At 28.3% G+C, this 15,697-nt stretch carries 11 protein-coding genes; 10 read left to right on the top strand and 1 reads right to left on the bottom strand.

Annotated features, from left to right (window positions below):
* The first annotated feature begins 1 nt into the window (after nt 1).
* From AELL_RS02270 to AELL_RS02225, 10 genes are all read left to right on the top strand, one after another.
* Nucleotides 2-1,489, top strand: coding sequence for a complex I subunit 4 family protein (locus tag AELL_RS02270; protein WP_118916386.1), 1,488 nt, complete (start codon nt 2-4; stop codon nt 1,487-1,489).
* Nucleotides 1,486-3,006 carry an NADH-quinone oxidoreductase subunit N gene (locus AELL_RS02265; RefSeq protein WP_118916385.1) on the top strand — a complete coding sequence of 507 codons (1,521 nt, stop codon included), beginning with the start codon at nt 1,486-1,488 and terminating at the stop codon, nt 3,004-3,006. Before AELL_RS02270 ends, AELL_RS02265 begins: the two co-directional genes overlap by 4 nt.
* A gap of 210 nt (nt 3,007-3,216) precedes the next feature.
* A complete protein-coding gene (locus tag AELL_RS02260; protein ID WP_118916384.1) occupies nt 3,217-4,017 on the top strand; it encodes a fumarate reductase cytochrome b subunit in 801 nt (266 codons plus the stop codon).
* Nucleotides 4,017-6,002, top strand: a complete 1,986-nt coding sequence (locus AELL_RS02255; protein WP_118916383.1) for a fumarate reductase flavoprotein subunit — start codon at nt 4,017-4,019, stop codon at nt 6,000-6,002. Before AELL_RS02260 ends, AELL_RS02255 begins: the two co-directional genes overlap by 1 nt.
* Entirely contained in the window at nt 6,002-6,733 is a 732-nt protein-coding gene (locus AELL_RS02250; RefSeq protein ID WP_118916382.1) for a fumarate reductase iron-sulfur subunit, read from the top strand. The genes AELL_RS02255 and AELL_RS02250 overlap by 1 nt, the downstream gene beginning before the upstream one ends.
* Nucleotides 6,734-6,830: 97 nt before the next feature.
* Nucleotides 6,831-9,182, top strand: a complete 2,352-nt coding sequence (locus AELL_RS02245; protein WP_118916381.1) for a dynamin family protein — start codon at nt 6,831-6,833, stop codon at nt 9,180-9,182.
* The gene (locus tag AELL_RS02240; RefSeq protein ID WP_118916380.1) at nt 9,182-11,206 is read left to right on the top strand and encodes a dynamin family protein; all 2,025 of its coding nucleotides are present in this window, start codon (nt 9,182-9,184) and stop codon (nt 11,204-11,206) included. Before AELL_RS02245 ends, AELL_RS02240 begins: the two co-directional genes overlap by 1 nt.
* Nucleotides 11,207-11,215: 9 nt before the next feature.
* Nucleotides 11,216-11,707 (top strand): YgjP-like metallopeptidase domain-containing protein, encoded by a 492-nt coding sequence (locus AELL_RS02235; protein ID WP_118916379.1) that lies wholly within the window; start codon nt 11,216-11,218, stop codon nt 11,705-11,707.
* Between the two features lie 75 nt (nt 11,708-11,782).
* Nucleotides 11,783-12,895 (top strand): glycosyltransferase, encoded by a 1,113-nt coding sequence (locus AELL_RS02230; protein WP_118916378.1) that lies wholly within the window; start codon nt 11,783-11,785, stop codon nt 12,893-12,895.
* Nucleotides 12,896-12,993: 98 nt separating this feature from the next.
* Nucleotides 12,994-13,557 carry an HPP family protein gene (locus tag AELL_RS02225; RefSeq protein WP_118916377.1) on the top strand — a complete coding sequence of 188 codons (564 nt, stop codon included), beginning with the start codon at nt 12,994-12,996 and terminating at the stop codon, nt 13,555-13,557.
* A 3-nt stretch (nt 13,558-13,560) separates the two neighbouring features.
* Here the strand turns inward: AELL_RS02225 and recQ are convergent, their stop codons facing one another.
* Nucleotides 13,561-15,666: a DNA helicase RecQ gene (gene recQ / locus AELL_RS02220; protein WP_118916376.1), complete on the bottom strand. Its 2,106-nt coding sequence runs from the start codon at nt 15,664-15,666 to the stop codon at nt 13,561-13,563.
* Between the last annotated feature and the right edge of the window lie 31 nt (nt 15,667-15,697).

Raw genomic sequence — 15,697 nt, 5'->3', positions numbered from 1 at the left:
TATGAGTGCAGATATTCTTTCATTTATTATATTTTTACCTGCAGTTGTTGCTTTTGGTTTGATGATAACAACAAGAGATGTTAACACAATCAGAAATATAGCTTTTTTGACTACAACTGTTATTCTTGCACTTGTTTTAAAAATTTATATAGAATTTGAACCAACATCAGGTATGCAATTTCTAACAAATGTACCTTGGATTGAGAGTTATGGAATTAATTATTATATTGGATTAGATGGATTTTCTCTTACAATTTTAATGATGATTGCAATTTTAATACCAACTTCATATTTACTTTTATGGGAAGGAAAAACTAAAGGTTATTGGATAAATATGCTTTTAGTTCAAACAGGAGTTACTGGTGCTGTTCTAGCTTTAGATGTTGTTCTGTTTTATTTCTTTTGGGAAGTTATGCTTTTACCAGTTTTTTTATTAATTGGACAATATGGTTTTGGAAATAGAGTTTTTACAACTATTAAAGTAACTGTTTATACAATGGTTGGTTCTCTTTTAATGTTTATTGCAATTTTATATTTAGGAGTTGCATATCACAATGAATTTGGAACTTGGTCTTTTGCATATGATAAATTAATGACAATTACAACGATTGATTACAATACAAAAGTATGGTTATTTTTAGCATTTTTAGCTGCATTTGCAATAAAAATTCCAATTTTCCCTCTTCATACTTGGATTATGGAAACATATAAAAATGCTCCAACTGGTGCAGTATTTTTATTGTCTTCAATTATGGCTAAACTTGGAGTTTATGCAATTGTTAGATTTATGATTCCAATTTTTCCAGATATTTATGTTGAATTTTCAACTTGGTTTGTAGCAATTGGTCTATTTGGGCTTATCTATTTTGGAATTGCTGCACTTATGCAAGATGACATTAAAAGGATGTTTGCTTATTCTTCTGCTTCACATTTAAGTTTTATATCTGCTGGTATTTTTTCTTTAAACTCATATGGAATAAATGGAGCATTATATTTAATAATTGCTCACGCAATCGCAACTGGTGCACTATTTTTACTTGTTGGATTATTACAAGAACAAACAGGATTTAAAACAATTAAAGATTTAGGTGGAATTGCAAAAAAGGCACCAATATTTACTTTTATTTTTGCTGTTATGTTATTTTCAAATGTAGGATTACCTGGAACTAATGGTTTTGTTTCAGAATTACTTATAATTTTTGGAATTTATGAATTTAATACATCTTTAGGATATGTAGCTGCACTTACAGTTATTATTGGAGCTTCTTATATGTTGTGGATGTTTCAAAGAGCAATTTTGCAAGATAGACCTGAAGGCTCTGCTGAACTTACAATGAGAGATTTAAAAATAAAAGAGATAATTGGATTAATTCCTTGGGTTATTCTTGTATTTTTAATGGGTCTTTATCCAGAAATTTTTATTAATAAATTTGAACCAACCGTTACTCATTACTTAAATGACATCTTACATATTGGAGCAGCAAAATGAATCAATTTTTGTATCTAATTCCAAGTTTAATAATCCTACTTGGAGCAATGGTTCTTATGTTTATGAGTATGTATGAAAGATTTAGTGTTAAAAATTTCATCGTTGTTTCATCATTCTTTTTGATTATTGCATTAGGATTTACACTACTGAATATAAATAGTTCATATTCAGTTCAACCTTTTCCACATTTTTTAAATGATGTTTTAACGTTTGATAGTTTTTCAAATTTTTTCAATATATTATTAATTGCTGGAACATTACTAACTTTACTAATTGGTGAACACTATTTTCAACATAGAAGTTATTTTAAAGGGGAATTTTTCTCTTTATTATTATTTGCTCTTTTTGGAATGATGATATTAGCACACTCAAATGAGTTAGTAACAGCTTATATTGCCCTTGAAATTGCCTCTTTTTCTGTTTATATTATGGTTGGATACAACTCTGATGATACAAAAAGAGTTGAAGCAATTTTTAAATATCTAGTTTTAGGTTCATTTATTGGAGCTTTTTATCTTTTAGGTGTAGTTCTAATTTTTGGTGCAACGACAAGTACAAATTTAGCTGATATTTTAATATTTATAAATAATGCTGATTCACAAAATATGGTTTTAGTTTATATTGGATTTACTCTAATTTTATTTACATTCCTATTCAAAATAGCAGCGTTTCCTTTCCAATCTTGGTTATTGGATGTTTATAGGGGCGCACCTATGATTATCACTGCTTATATGGCATCGACATTTAAAATTGCAATTTTTTCATTTTTCTTACGAATAATTTTAGGATATATAGCACCTATTATTGATTTTTGGGATGGTATCATTTCAATAATAATTATTTTTACTTTAGTATTTGGAACTTGGCTTGCAATTACACAACAAATAGTAAAAAGAATGTTAGCAGCTTCATCTATAGTTCATACAGGTTATTTACTTTTAGCTTTTATTGCTCTTGGATATAAAGATAATCAACTAATTAATATTGACTCCGCTTATGCAATTATGTTTTATTTAATTGCCTATTTATTATCTGCTCTTGGTGCATTTGGATTAGCTTCTCATATTATTTCAGAAACAAATGTAAAAGTTACATATGATGATTTTAAAGGTTTAGCAAAACAAAGACCTTTTTTAGCTGCAATGATGACAATATTTTTATTTTCACTTGCAGGAATACCTTCAACAATAGGATTTATTGGTAAATTTTATGTATTTACAGAAGCTATAAATGCAGGTTATACTGTACTTACAATAGTTGCAATTATTGCAACTATTGTATCTGTTTATTACTATTTTAAACTTATTGCAATGATGTATTTTTATCCTTCAGTTCATTATATTGAAACAGAAGAATTTAATGATAAAAGAGTTTCAACTTATGCAATTGCATTTGTTGCAATCTTAACAATTTTGGGTGGAATTGGTTCAGCTATTGTATTTTTTATTCCCGTAATAAACATTGATACAATCATTAATTTATCACAATTATCTGTTCAATCATTATTTATAAAATAGTTTGTGTTAATTAGTAACATCAACACTTTTAATCTAGCAAATAATTTGTCAATCTCTATCTAATCAAAAATCCCTTTAAAAGGGATTTTGTAACCAATTTGTAACCATAAAAGAGCTCAATCAAACAAACAAAATAAAGATATTTGAAGAAGATTTAAGCTATTATTTTGCTATTATTCAAAAAAATCTAAATCGCAGAAAGGATAGCAAATGAGTGACCTAATAGAAGGTTATTTAGGAAAAACAGTTGAAGGGAAGAAAAGTAGATTACCTGCAAAACTTGATTTTATGCAAAGTTTTACTGGTGGTTTCTTAGCTTTATTTATGTGGGCGCATATGTTGTTAGTATCATCGATATTAATTTCGAAAGATTTTATGTACACTGTAACAAAACTTTTAGAGGGAAGTTTTATTTTTGAAGGTGGAAATCCAATATTAGTTACTATAGCTGCTGCAATAATATTTGTAGTTTTTATAGTTCATGCTGCTTTAGGTATGAGAAAATTACCTGGTAACTTTAAACAATACCAAGTAATGAAAGCTCACTCAAATAGTATGGGACATGATGATACAAAACTTTGGTTTATTCAAGCATTCACAGGTTTTGCGATGTTCTTTTTAGGTTCAGTTCACTTATATATCATTATGACTAACTCAGCTGATATCGGACCTTACGAGAGTTCAGATAGAATCTGGTCTGAGTGGATGTGGCCTTTATATATTCTTTTATTATTAGCAGTTGAATTCCATGGAACAATTGGTCTTTATAGATTATGTGTTAAATGGGGATGGTTTGATGGAGAAAATCCAAAAGCAACAAGAAAAGCACTTAAAAAAGTTAAATGGGCTTTAACTGTATTTTTCTTAGTATTAGGTTTTGCATCACTTGCAGCTTATATGAAAATTGGTATGGAAAATGCTAAAAATGGAACAGTTGGACAAAAATATACTCCTACAGCAAAAGTTATGGAGTTAAATATTTCAAATAAAAATGTTGGGAGAATTGCATAATGAAAATTAATTACTGTGATGCACTAGTTATTGGTGGAGGATTAGCAGGTTTAAGAGCTGCTGTTGCTGCACAAAAAAAGGGATTAAGTACTACAGTTTTATCTTTAGTACCTGTTAAAAGATCACACTCTGCTGCTGCACAAGGTGGTATGCAAGCTTCATTAGGTAACTCAAAAATGTCTGATGGTGATAATGAGGATTTACACTTTGCAGATACTGTAAAAGGTTCTGACTGGGGATGTGACCAAATTGTTGCTAGAATGTTTGTTCACACTGCACCAAAAGCTATTAGAGAATTAGCATCTTGGGGGGTACCTTGGTCTAGAGTTAAAGCTGGAACAAGAGAAGCTGTTATTAATGCTAAAAAAACAACAATTACAGAAGATGAAGATAGACATGGATTAATTACATCAAGAGACTTTGGTGGAACTAAAAAATGGAGAACTTGTTATACAGCTGATGCAACTGGACACACAATGTTATTTGGTGTTGCAAATGAAGCTTTAAAACACAATGTAGATATTAGAGATAGAAAAGAAGCTTTATCTATTATTCACGAAGGTGGAAGATGTTATGGAGCAGTTGTAAGAGATTTAATTACAGGTGAATTAGAAGCTTACGTTGCAAAAGGTACATGTATTGCTACAGGTGGATATGGAAGAGTATTTAAACAAACTACTAATGCAGTTATTTGTGAAGGTACAGGAGCTGCTATTGCACTTGAAACTGGAATTGCAACTTTAGGAAATATGGAAGCTGTTCAATTCCACCCAACACCAATCGTACCATCAGGAATTTTATTAACTGAAGGTTGTAGAGGAGATGGTGGAATCTTAAGAGACGTTGATGGTCACAGATTTATGCCAGATTACGAGCCAGAGAAAAAAGAACTTGCTTCAAGAGACGTTGTTTCTAGAAGAATGATTGAGCATATCAGAAATGGTAAAGGGGTTCCTTCTCCTTATGGATACCACGTATGGTTAGATATTTCTATCTTAGGTAGAGAGCATATTGAAAGAAACTTAAGAGACGTTCAAGAAATTTGTATGATTTTTAACGGTATCGATCCAGCTGATGAAGGTAGAAAAGGATGGGCTCCAGTTCTTCCAATGCAACACTACTCAATGGGTGGAATTAGAACTAAACCAACTGGTGAATCACAAAACTTAGCAGGTCTATTTGCTTGTGGTGAAGCTGCTTGTTGGGATATGCATGGATTTAACAGACTTGGAGGAAACTCTGTTTCTGAAACAGTTGTTGCAGGTATGATTATTGGTAACTATTTTGCTGATTATTGTTTAGCAAATGACGTAAATATTCCAACTGCTACTGTTCAAAAATTCTTAGACAAACAAGATAAATATTTAGATGAAATTTTAGCTTATAATGGAAATGAAGATATTTTCAAAATTAAAAACAGAATGCAAAATCTAATGGATGAAAAAGTTGGAATCTTTAGAGATGGTGTTAACTTAGAAGCAGCTGTTAACGAGTTAGAAGATTTATTGAAAAAAACAAAACAAATCAATGTAAAATCTAAAGAAAGAGCTGGTAACCCAGAACTTGAAGAAGCATATAGAGTTCCAAGAATGTTAAAAGTTGCTCTTTGTGTTGCTAAAGGTGCATTACAAAGAACTGAGTCAAGAGGGGCACACTATAGAGAAGATTACTTAAAAAGAGATGATGCTAACTGGTTAAATAGAACATTAACTTCTTGGCCTGATGAAAATCAAACAACTCCAACAGTATCTTATGAGCCATTAGACATTATGACTATGGAATTACCTCCTGCATTTAGAGGATATGGTGCAAAAGGTATGATTATAGAACATCCAGATTCAGAAAAAAGACAAGCAATTGTTGATGAAGTAACAGAAAAAATGCAAGCTGAAGGTAAAGATAGACACGAAATCCAAGATGCATTAATGCCATTTAGCTTACCAATGAATTATAGAGAGAAAAACGAAAGAGCAGGAGATTTATAATGAGTATTGAAAAAGGTAGAGAAATAACTATTTCAGTTCTAAAATTCAATCCAAGAAGTAAGGTTTCTAAACCTCACTTTGTTGAGTACAAATTAGAAGAGACTCCAGGGATGACTCTTTTCATTGCATTAATGAAAATTAGAGAAACAATGGATCCAGATTTATCTTTTGATTTCGTTTGTAGAGCTGGTATTTGTGGTTCTTGTGGTATGGTTGTAAATGGTAAACCATCACTAGCGTGTAGAACATTAATTGCTAACTATCCAACTGGAAAATTACAATTAATGCCTATGCCTGCATTTGAATTAATCAAAGATTTATCTGTAAATACAGGTAAATGGATGGATGCTATGTCTAAAAGAGTTCAATCTTGGATTGTAACAAATGAAGAGACTGATATTACAAAAATGGAAGAAAGAATTGATCCAGATGTTGCAAATGATACATTTGAATTAGATAGATGTATAGAGTGTGGTATTTGTGTTGCTTCTTGTGGAACAATGTTAATGAGACCTAACTTCGTTGGACCTGTTGGATTAAACAGAGTTGCAAGATTTGAAGTTGACCCACATGACAAAAGAACTGCTGAAGATTTCTATGAATTAATCGGTGATGATGATGGAATCTTTGGTTGTATGTCTTTAATGGCTTGTGAAGACCATTGTCCAAAACACTTACCATTACAAAACAAAATTGCTTACTTAAGAAGAAAATTAGTAGCACTTAGATAATTATTACGAAGGATTTCCTCCTTCGTAAATAAAAAAATATAAAAAGTTAAATATCATTAATGATATTTAACTTTTTATATTTTTGGGAGATTAGAAAATGAGTTTAGTAAATGACTACTTTTTATTATATCACGGTATCACATTTGAACAGAATTTAGATGTTGAACCAATAGAAGCAACTATAAATGAGGAAACATTTACTATATTTGCTTTAATTATAAGTGCAACTAGAAAAAATTACGATAAATTTTTACCACTTACATCATTTAAAACATTATGTCAACAAATAAAAGTAAAAAGTCCTTCTAACTTAAATGAATTAAACCATTTACAACACAATATTATAGAGACTATCTTACAAAATAAATCAAAACAAAATATAAATATTTTACACTCTTCTTTTGAATATTTGAAAAATGAAAATATTATAAATAGCGAACACTATAATAAACTATTATCTTTATTTGAATATAAAGAACTTGATTTAGTTGAAGAACAATCTCATAATCAGGTTGAAAAAATTGATGAAGAGAATAAATCTTCATTTAAAGAGTTAAAAACTACTTTAGAAGAATTAATAAATGAATTAAAAAATGATATTTCAAATAAAGAAGTATTAGAAGAACTTGAAAATACAAAAAACTATTTAGATAATCAAAAATTCTCAATTGGAATTACTGGTGTTATGAATGCTGGGAAATCAACAATGTTAAATGCCCTTATGGGAAGAGAAATTCTTGGAAGTGCTGTTGTTCCAGAAACTGCAAACTTAACAATAGTAAAACATAATCCAACAGATACTGCAAAAGTTTATTACTGGAATACTCAAGAGTGGGATAGAATAAAAAAATCTGCTGAACAACTTGAATCTATGAGAGAGTTCGTAAATGAAACAAATAGAATTTTTGGTGAAAATCTAAAAAATTATATAAGACCTGTTTCAAGATTTGATGAAGTTGATATAAAAGATTTATCTTCTTATACATCAGCAGAAGCAAGTGGGAAAAAATGTAATCTTGTAAAATACGTTGAACTTGGTTCAAAACTTGATTTTTTAAGTGATGGAATTGAAATAGTTGACACACCAGGACTTGATGACCCAGTTATTCAAAGAGAAGAGATAACAAAAGAGTATATTTCTCAATGTGATATGATGTTACATCTAATGAATGTATCACAAAGTGCAACTTTAAAAGATGTTGAGTTTATCATTGATGCTGTTTTATACCAAAATATTTCAAAACTTTTAATTGTAATTACACGTGCTGATACAGTTACAAAAGAGCAACTTGATGAAGTTATTAAATATACAAAATCATCAATTGAGCGACAATTAAAAGCTCAAAATAAAGATTCTCAACTTGATTACATTTTAAAAACTATTAAGTTTATTCCTATTTCTGGAAGAATGGCACTTTTACATAGAACTGGTCGAGCTCAAGAGGCATTAGATGCTGGATTTAGACTTGAAGATACAGGAATTTTAGAGATTGAAAAATATTTAACTGAAACACTTTTTGGAACAAATTCACAAAAAGGTGAACTTGTAATTCAATCATCTAAAAATCAACTACAAAAAATTATTGAAAAACAGACATCATTTTACAACTATGAGTTAAAACTTTTATCAAAATCAAAAGATGAATTAGAAAAAGAGTTAGAAGAGTTTAATAAGAAAAAAGCGGTAAATACAAGAATTTTCCAAGCAATGAGTGAAGATATCAATTTTTATAAAAATGACGCAAAATCATATATTGACTCACTTGAAACTTTTTTACAAAGTGAATTAATTGACTTACAAACAGTTATAAAACAAAGAGTTGTAAGTGATGTTAGATACTCTTTTGAAAAAACTAAAAAAAGACCTGAAAATAGTAGAATCAAAGTTATTGTTGAAACAGCAATAAAAGATGGGATTATTGATGTAATTAGAGATTATAGATATAAATTTATTAAAAAATCTCAAACAATTGGTGAACAATGTGAACAAAAATATCATGATATGGGATTTACAATTGGTCACAAAAATGAGAACTTTGATGCAAGAGGATTTTTCCAAGATGATTTCAAATCAGGATTTTTAACTTCAAATAATGAAGTTTTAGTATCTTTAATCACAGAAGCTGTTTCAAAATCAAAAGAGTCAAAAATAAATGAACTAGATAGAGAAATTGAAGGATTTATATCAAATCAATTTACTTCGATTGAAGAAGATATTAAATCAAAAGCTAAAAAAGTTAGTACATTACTGATTGATTCATTCTTCAAAACTTTAAATGCTCCACTAAAATCTTTTGAACAAAAATTAAAAAATGATGAAGAAACACTTCAAAATCAAATCAATACATTTGAAGAAAATGATAAAAACAGAGCACAATTATCGATTGATATACATAAAAACATTAAAAAACTTGAAAATATTTCAACAACTATAAAAGGATTATACTAATGAGTGCAAATCTAAATATCCTAAAAAGTTTTATTAACGAATATAAAGAGACCTATAATATTGAAGAAATTGTTTATGATGAAGGTTTAGTTGGAGATATAAAAAAGGTTCAAGATAAACTTCTTGATGAAAAATTCTTTCCTTCAAATCAATTAAAAGGTATTTTAAATAAACAAATAAGACGTGCAAGATATCCAATGGAAGTTGCAATTACAGGACAGTTTTCTGCTGGTAAATCTACATTTTTAAATGCTTTGCTTTCAAGAAATATTTTACCAACAGGAATTACGCCAGTTACTTCAAAAGTTAACTTTATAAATTATGGTGAAGAGTATAAACTAAAAATCACTTATTATTCAGGTGCACAAGAGTTTGCTCCTATTGAATCAATTGCTGATTTTACAGACCAAAGACAACATGAAATGAAAGATATAAAATATCTAACACTTTATGCACCAATGGATATATTAAAAGATATTTCATTTGTTGATACACCAGGACTTAATTCTCAATCGCAAAGTGATACAGAAACAACTAGAAAAGTTCTAAGAGATGTTGGTGGAATTATTTGGTTAACACTTATTGATAATGCAGGAAAACTATCAGAAGCTGAAGTTTTAGAAGAGTATATGCAACACTTTAAAAATAAATCTTTATGTGTTTTAAATCAAAAGGATAAATTAACTCCTGAACAAGTTGAAACAACTACAAAATATGTAAGTGAAAAATTCTCAAAATATTTTGCTAAAGTTGTTCCTATTTCTGCAAGAATGGCACTTGAATCAAGAGCACAACAAAAAGATATTTTGATTGAAGATGAATATACAAAAATAGTAACTCAATTTAAAAAAGATTTACATGAAAAAAATGTTGATGATTTGGATTTCTTTGAAAATAGTTTTAAAGAGTATAAAAATAAAATCAATTCTATTAAAAATTCTGATGCTACAACAAATACAAAACTTTTAGAAGAATCAAATATACAAGATGTTTTAGATTTCATAAATGAAACGATAAGACCACAAGCAGCAGAAGCTAAAGAGTTTGCTATTAAAAAAGATTTAAGAGGTATTTGTGAAATTTTAGTAAAAGAGTATGAAACGATTACTAAAGTTTACGATGCTTTACTTGAAGTATTAAAATCTTGTGAGCCAAAAGTAATTGAACATTTTGAGAATATTCACAAAAGATACTCAAAAGAGTTATTTAATATTTATAACTCTTTAGAATCAATTATGGAAAAAATTGCTCACGAAACATATAAAAATATCAAAAAGAAAAAAGCTTTTAGATTTGAAGAATCAAAAGGGTTTTTAGGCGAAAAAATAGAAAAATTTGCCTATGAAACTTTCTGGATTGATTCAGATGCAGTTTATAAATCTTTATTTTATGATGACCAAACTGTTGATAAAATGTTTAAACGTTCAATTAAACTTCTTAAAAATATCGAATTAAATACAGATGATGCTTTTAGAGAAACTTACAATATCATAAAAAATGAAGTTACAAAATGGCAAGAGCCTTATGAATTGATTAGAAAACATAGAGAAATTGCCTCTGATTTTGAGTTCTCAAATACAAGACACTTTGCAGCAAAAGTTTATGAAAATGTTTTAAAAGCTTATCATACTGCTATTTTAGAAAATATCTCAGCTTTAAGAAAAAAGTTTGCATATTTTAATGGAGCTTTATCATACTCATATATTCAAACAACACAAGCAACAATTGCTCACTTTGAACAACAAATTCATGAATCAGAAGAGTTATATAAAAAAGAGCCTTCAAGATTCTCAATTTCACACCCAAGAGAAGATGAAATTGTTGCAAAATTAAAAGCAAATTTTGGGTTTGAAAAAATTGAAGATTTTTTAACTTCAAAAAGAAACTATTTATTTAAAATTATCAAATACTCAAAAGAACAATATCTTGAAATAAATGAAGATAGAATAAAATTCGTAACTTCAAAAAAAGAACAATACCTAGATAAAATAAAAGATTTAGAGAAAATAAAAGAGGAAATTTAAACCTCTTTTATGAAATATTTAAGCCACTATCCAAAAGATTTACAAGAAAAAATTCAAGTTTTAATCGATAAAGAAAAACTTTCTTCTTATATAAAAACAAAATATCCAACAGCTCATACATATACAAATGATAAAGCTTTATACTCATATGTTATGGATTTTAAAAATGAATATTTTAAAAAATATCAAGTCTCAAAAGTAATGTATGATGGAAAAATAAATGTTATTAATAATGCTTTAGGAATGCACTCAATAGTTTCTAGAGTTCAAGGTTCAAAACTAAAATCAAAAAATGAAATAAGAGTTGCAAGTGTATTTAAAAATATGCCTGAAGAATTTTTACAAATGATAGTTGTACACGAACTTGCACACTTTAAAGAAAGAGAACATGATAAAGCTTTTTACAACCTTTGTACTTTTGTTATGCCCTCTTATCATCAAGTAGAATTCGATTTAAGAGTCTATTTAACTCACATTGATTTATTAGGAAAACTTTACTAAAAAATTATTTTTTAATGCTTTTTTGTTGCGACACTTTAATGCTAGAATTTTGCAGAAATTTTAAAGGAGTTACAAATGAGTAAGTTTTTGTATATCACAGACCAAGATGAATATGCTGACCATAGTTTCATTGGACCATTATTTCAAAAATATTTAACAAAACATTTTGATATAAATACTACATTTTTTTCAAATACAAAAAATGAGATAGAGTTTGAAGAAAAAGGAAGAATTATTATTCCTAAAAAGTTTCAAAATAATATTTTAGAAGAGTTAGAAAAAGCACAAATCAATCTAAATCAATTTCAATTTGTTGTAATTAGAAATAATATTGAGTTATTAAAAGAGGTTTTAGATAAAAAACAAAATTACAACTTCAAAGTTGGATTTAGACTCTCTTTTCCAAAACGAATTGCAAAACTTCAAACAGATGAAGCAAATAATAAAAAATCGTTATTTGATGCAATTACAAATAAAATAAAAACATATTCAGAAATAAATCTAATAAACAAATGTGATATATTTTTGCCAACTTCTTTTCAAATGAAAAATGATTATTTTAAAGATGTAAAAACTAGAAGTTTTGTAATTCCATCTGCCATTGACCCTGAAAATTTACATGACAATATCCAACATAAAGGAAGTGAAAAAAGATTTTTTTATGCAGGAACTCTTGATAAATTAAGAGAATTTGAAACTATTTTAGAAGCTTTTAGTAATATAAATAGTTCAAATTATAAACTAATGATTTCAACAAAAGACCCAGAATATTTAGATGATTTATTAGTAAAATTTGACAATATAAAAGATAATATTGAAATATACAATGCAAGTAATAGAAATGACCTTTTAGATTTAATAGCAAAAGCAGATATAGGACTTGCAGTTCTTCCAAATATTGCACTATTTAACTCTTCAACACCAATGAAAGTATTAGATTACTACTCAAGTGCAATTCCTTGTATTATGAGTAAAAACGAAAATAACTCTTCAATCTTTGAAGATAATATCAGCGCTTGGTTTACAGATTTTGATAAAGAGTCTATAAAAAACAAACTTGAATATATTATCTCTTTATCAAAAGATGAAATAACACAAGTTGGAATTAATGGTCAAAATAGATTATTAGCTGTTAGAAATTATGAAAGAATAGCAGCTGATTTAGCTCACCAATTAAATATTTTATAAGAAGATTTCTCTTCTTATAAACTCTCTTGATTCAAATCATTCATATAATTTAAACTTTTAGATACCATCACTTTTATTTTAAATTATAAAGTTTGTAAATGAAAAAATTTTTTAAACAATTCAAAAAAATAAACTCTGAACCTTTAGAAAAATCAAATATGCTTTGGTCTTGGATTGGTTCATTTATAGGAATTTTAGCAATCTCATATTTTCATCGTGATATTTTAGAGGATAAAGATTTAACTTTGGTTATTGGTTCATTTGGAGCAAGTGCCGTTTTGGTTTATGGAGCAGTAAATTCTCCTTTAGCACAACCTAGAAATCTAATAGGTGGACATATTTTATCAGCAATAATTGGTGTAATCTCTTTTAAACTTTTTTCACAAAATTTATTATTAGCCTCAGCTTTTGCCGTCGCAACTTCTATTTTAGTTATGCAATTAACTTTAACTTTACATCCTCCAGGTGGAGCAACAGCTTTAATCGCAGTTATAGGAAGTGAACAAATTCATAATTTAGGTTTTTTATATGTTTTATTTCCTGTAACATCAGGGGCTTTTATTTTATTAATAATTGCAGTTGTTGTAAATAACATCCCAAAACATAGATATTATCCAGAATCTTTAAAAGATTTTAATAAAAAATGGTTTAGTGAAGATTAAAAATTACAACTCTTTTTTTAAATATTCATACAAATATAGATGTTGTCTTAACTCTTTAAAACTATCAAGTTTTAAGCCCTCTTCTATCCAAATTTTTATATTTTCTGGAATTTCTAAAGGTTTTAAAAGTTCTTCTTTTTTCTCTTTTGAGATTTTTTTATGTTCAAATAAAACTGTAATATGACCAAGAATTGAAGTTAATCCTAAATCTCTAATTTGAGATATCTCTTCTACACTTTTTCCCTCATTCAAAAGTTCAAAAGTTTCTAAATATGTTTTTGTGAGTTTTTTTAGAGGCTCTTTTTGTTCAAGTTTTTCTTTAAATTCCTCTTTTATCTCTTTACATAAATTTAAAAAACTTTCTCCATATTTTTCATATTTTACAAGACCAACACCATTTATATTTAACATTTCATCTTTTGAAGTTGGCAGTTTATTTGCAAACTCTTTTAAAGTTTTATCCCCAAAAATCACATAAGCTGGAACTTCACTTTCAAGAGCTATTTCTCTTCTTAGATTTCTAAATCTTTCATAAACTAACTCATCAAAACCGAGTTCAGTTTCTTCCTCTTGAATTTTTGAGGCAATTCCTAATTTATCACTATCAATAAAAAGTTTCTCTTTACCTTTTAAAATCTCTAAACCTAAATTTGAAATTTTTAAAACTCTAAACTCCCCTAAAACTAAAGCTTGTATATCGATTAGTTTATCAGCGATTGCAATCCATTCATTTTTACTTTTATCAACTCCTAGATTATAAACACTCAATTTATCATGCCCAAACTCTAAAAGTTTTTGGTTTTTTGAACCTCTTAATATATCAATAATATGATTTAACCCAAATCTTTGTTCACTTCTATAAATTGCACTTAGAAGTTTTTGAGCGTCCACACTCACATCAACCTGCTTTACTTCCCCTTTTGTACAGTTATCACACAAAGTTTTACAAGAGTCAATTTCATCTTCAAAATATCCTGCAATCATTTTATGACGGCAATTATTACTCACACAATATCTATACATAAACTCCAATTTATCAAGGGCAGTTTGTTTGTAGCCATCATCAATAGCTTCTTCGATTTGGATTTTTCTTTTTACCTCATCAGATTTTGAATAAAGCATATAAACATAAGACATTTCGCCATCACGCCCTGCTCGACCTATCTCTTGATAATAGTTTTCAAGGGTTTTAGGCAAAGATGTGTGAATTACAAACCGAATATTTGATTTATCAATTCCCATTCCAAAAGCGATAGTTGCTACCACAATATCTATTTTCTCATATACAAAATCATTAAAAACTTCATTTTTTTTATCATTACTAAGTCCCGCATGATAAGCTTTTGCACTGTAACCACTTTCACTCAAAAACTCTGCTATTGATTCTGCTTCTTTTCTTGTAAAAGTATAGATAATTCCACATAAACCTTTATGTGTTTTTAGGAAGTTTAAAATTTGAGTTTTTCCATTTGCAATTCTTGGTTCTACTTTTATATCAAGATTATCTCGCACAGTTTTTGCTCTGAAATGTCTTGGATTTTGTAAGTTTAGACTTTGAGAAATATCAGCTTCGACTTTTTTTGTAGCCGTTGCTGTAAATGCACAAATTGAAGTATTTGGAAAAAATCTTTTTAATCTATCAAGATTTCTATATTCAGCTCTGAACTCATGTCCCCAAGCCGAAACACAGTGCACTTCATCAATTACAAAATAGTTTATATTTATTCGTTGTAAAACGGCAACAAACTCATTTGAAGTGAACCTTTCAGGTGCAACATAAATAAATTTTAATTCCCCAGTTAAAAGCTTTTGAAGAGTAAAACTATTTTCATCATTTGAAGTAGCAGAACTTATCATCTCTGCACTAATATTCAAATCATTAAGTGCTTTGATTTGGTCTTGCATAAGTGCAATAAGTGGAGAAATTACAACAGTAGTTCCATTCATAAGAAGTGTAGGAAGCTGATAACAAAGTGATTTCCCACCACCCGTTGGCAAAATTGTCAAAACATCTTGTTTAGCAAGAATACAATCAACAACCTCTTCTTGGAAGCTTCTAAATTTATCGTGTCCGAAAATATCTTTTAGTATTTGGTATTTTTTATTCATTTAAGATGGTAACATAGTTTGAGTTAAGTAC

Source organism: Arcobacter ellisii (assembly GCF_003544915.1).
Classification (GTDB): Bacteria; Campylobacterota; Campylobacteria; order Campylobacterales; family Arcobacteraceae; genus Aliarcobacter; species Aliarcobacter ellisii.
This window is presented reverse-complemented; position numbering and strand designations above follow the sequence as displayed.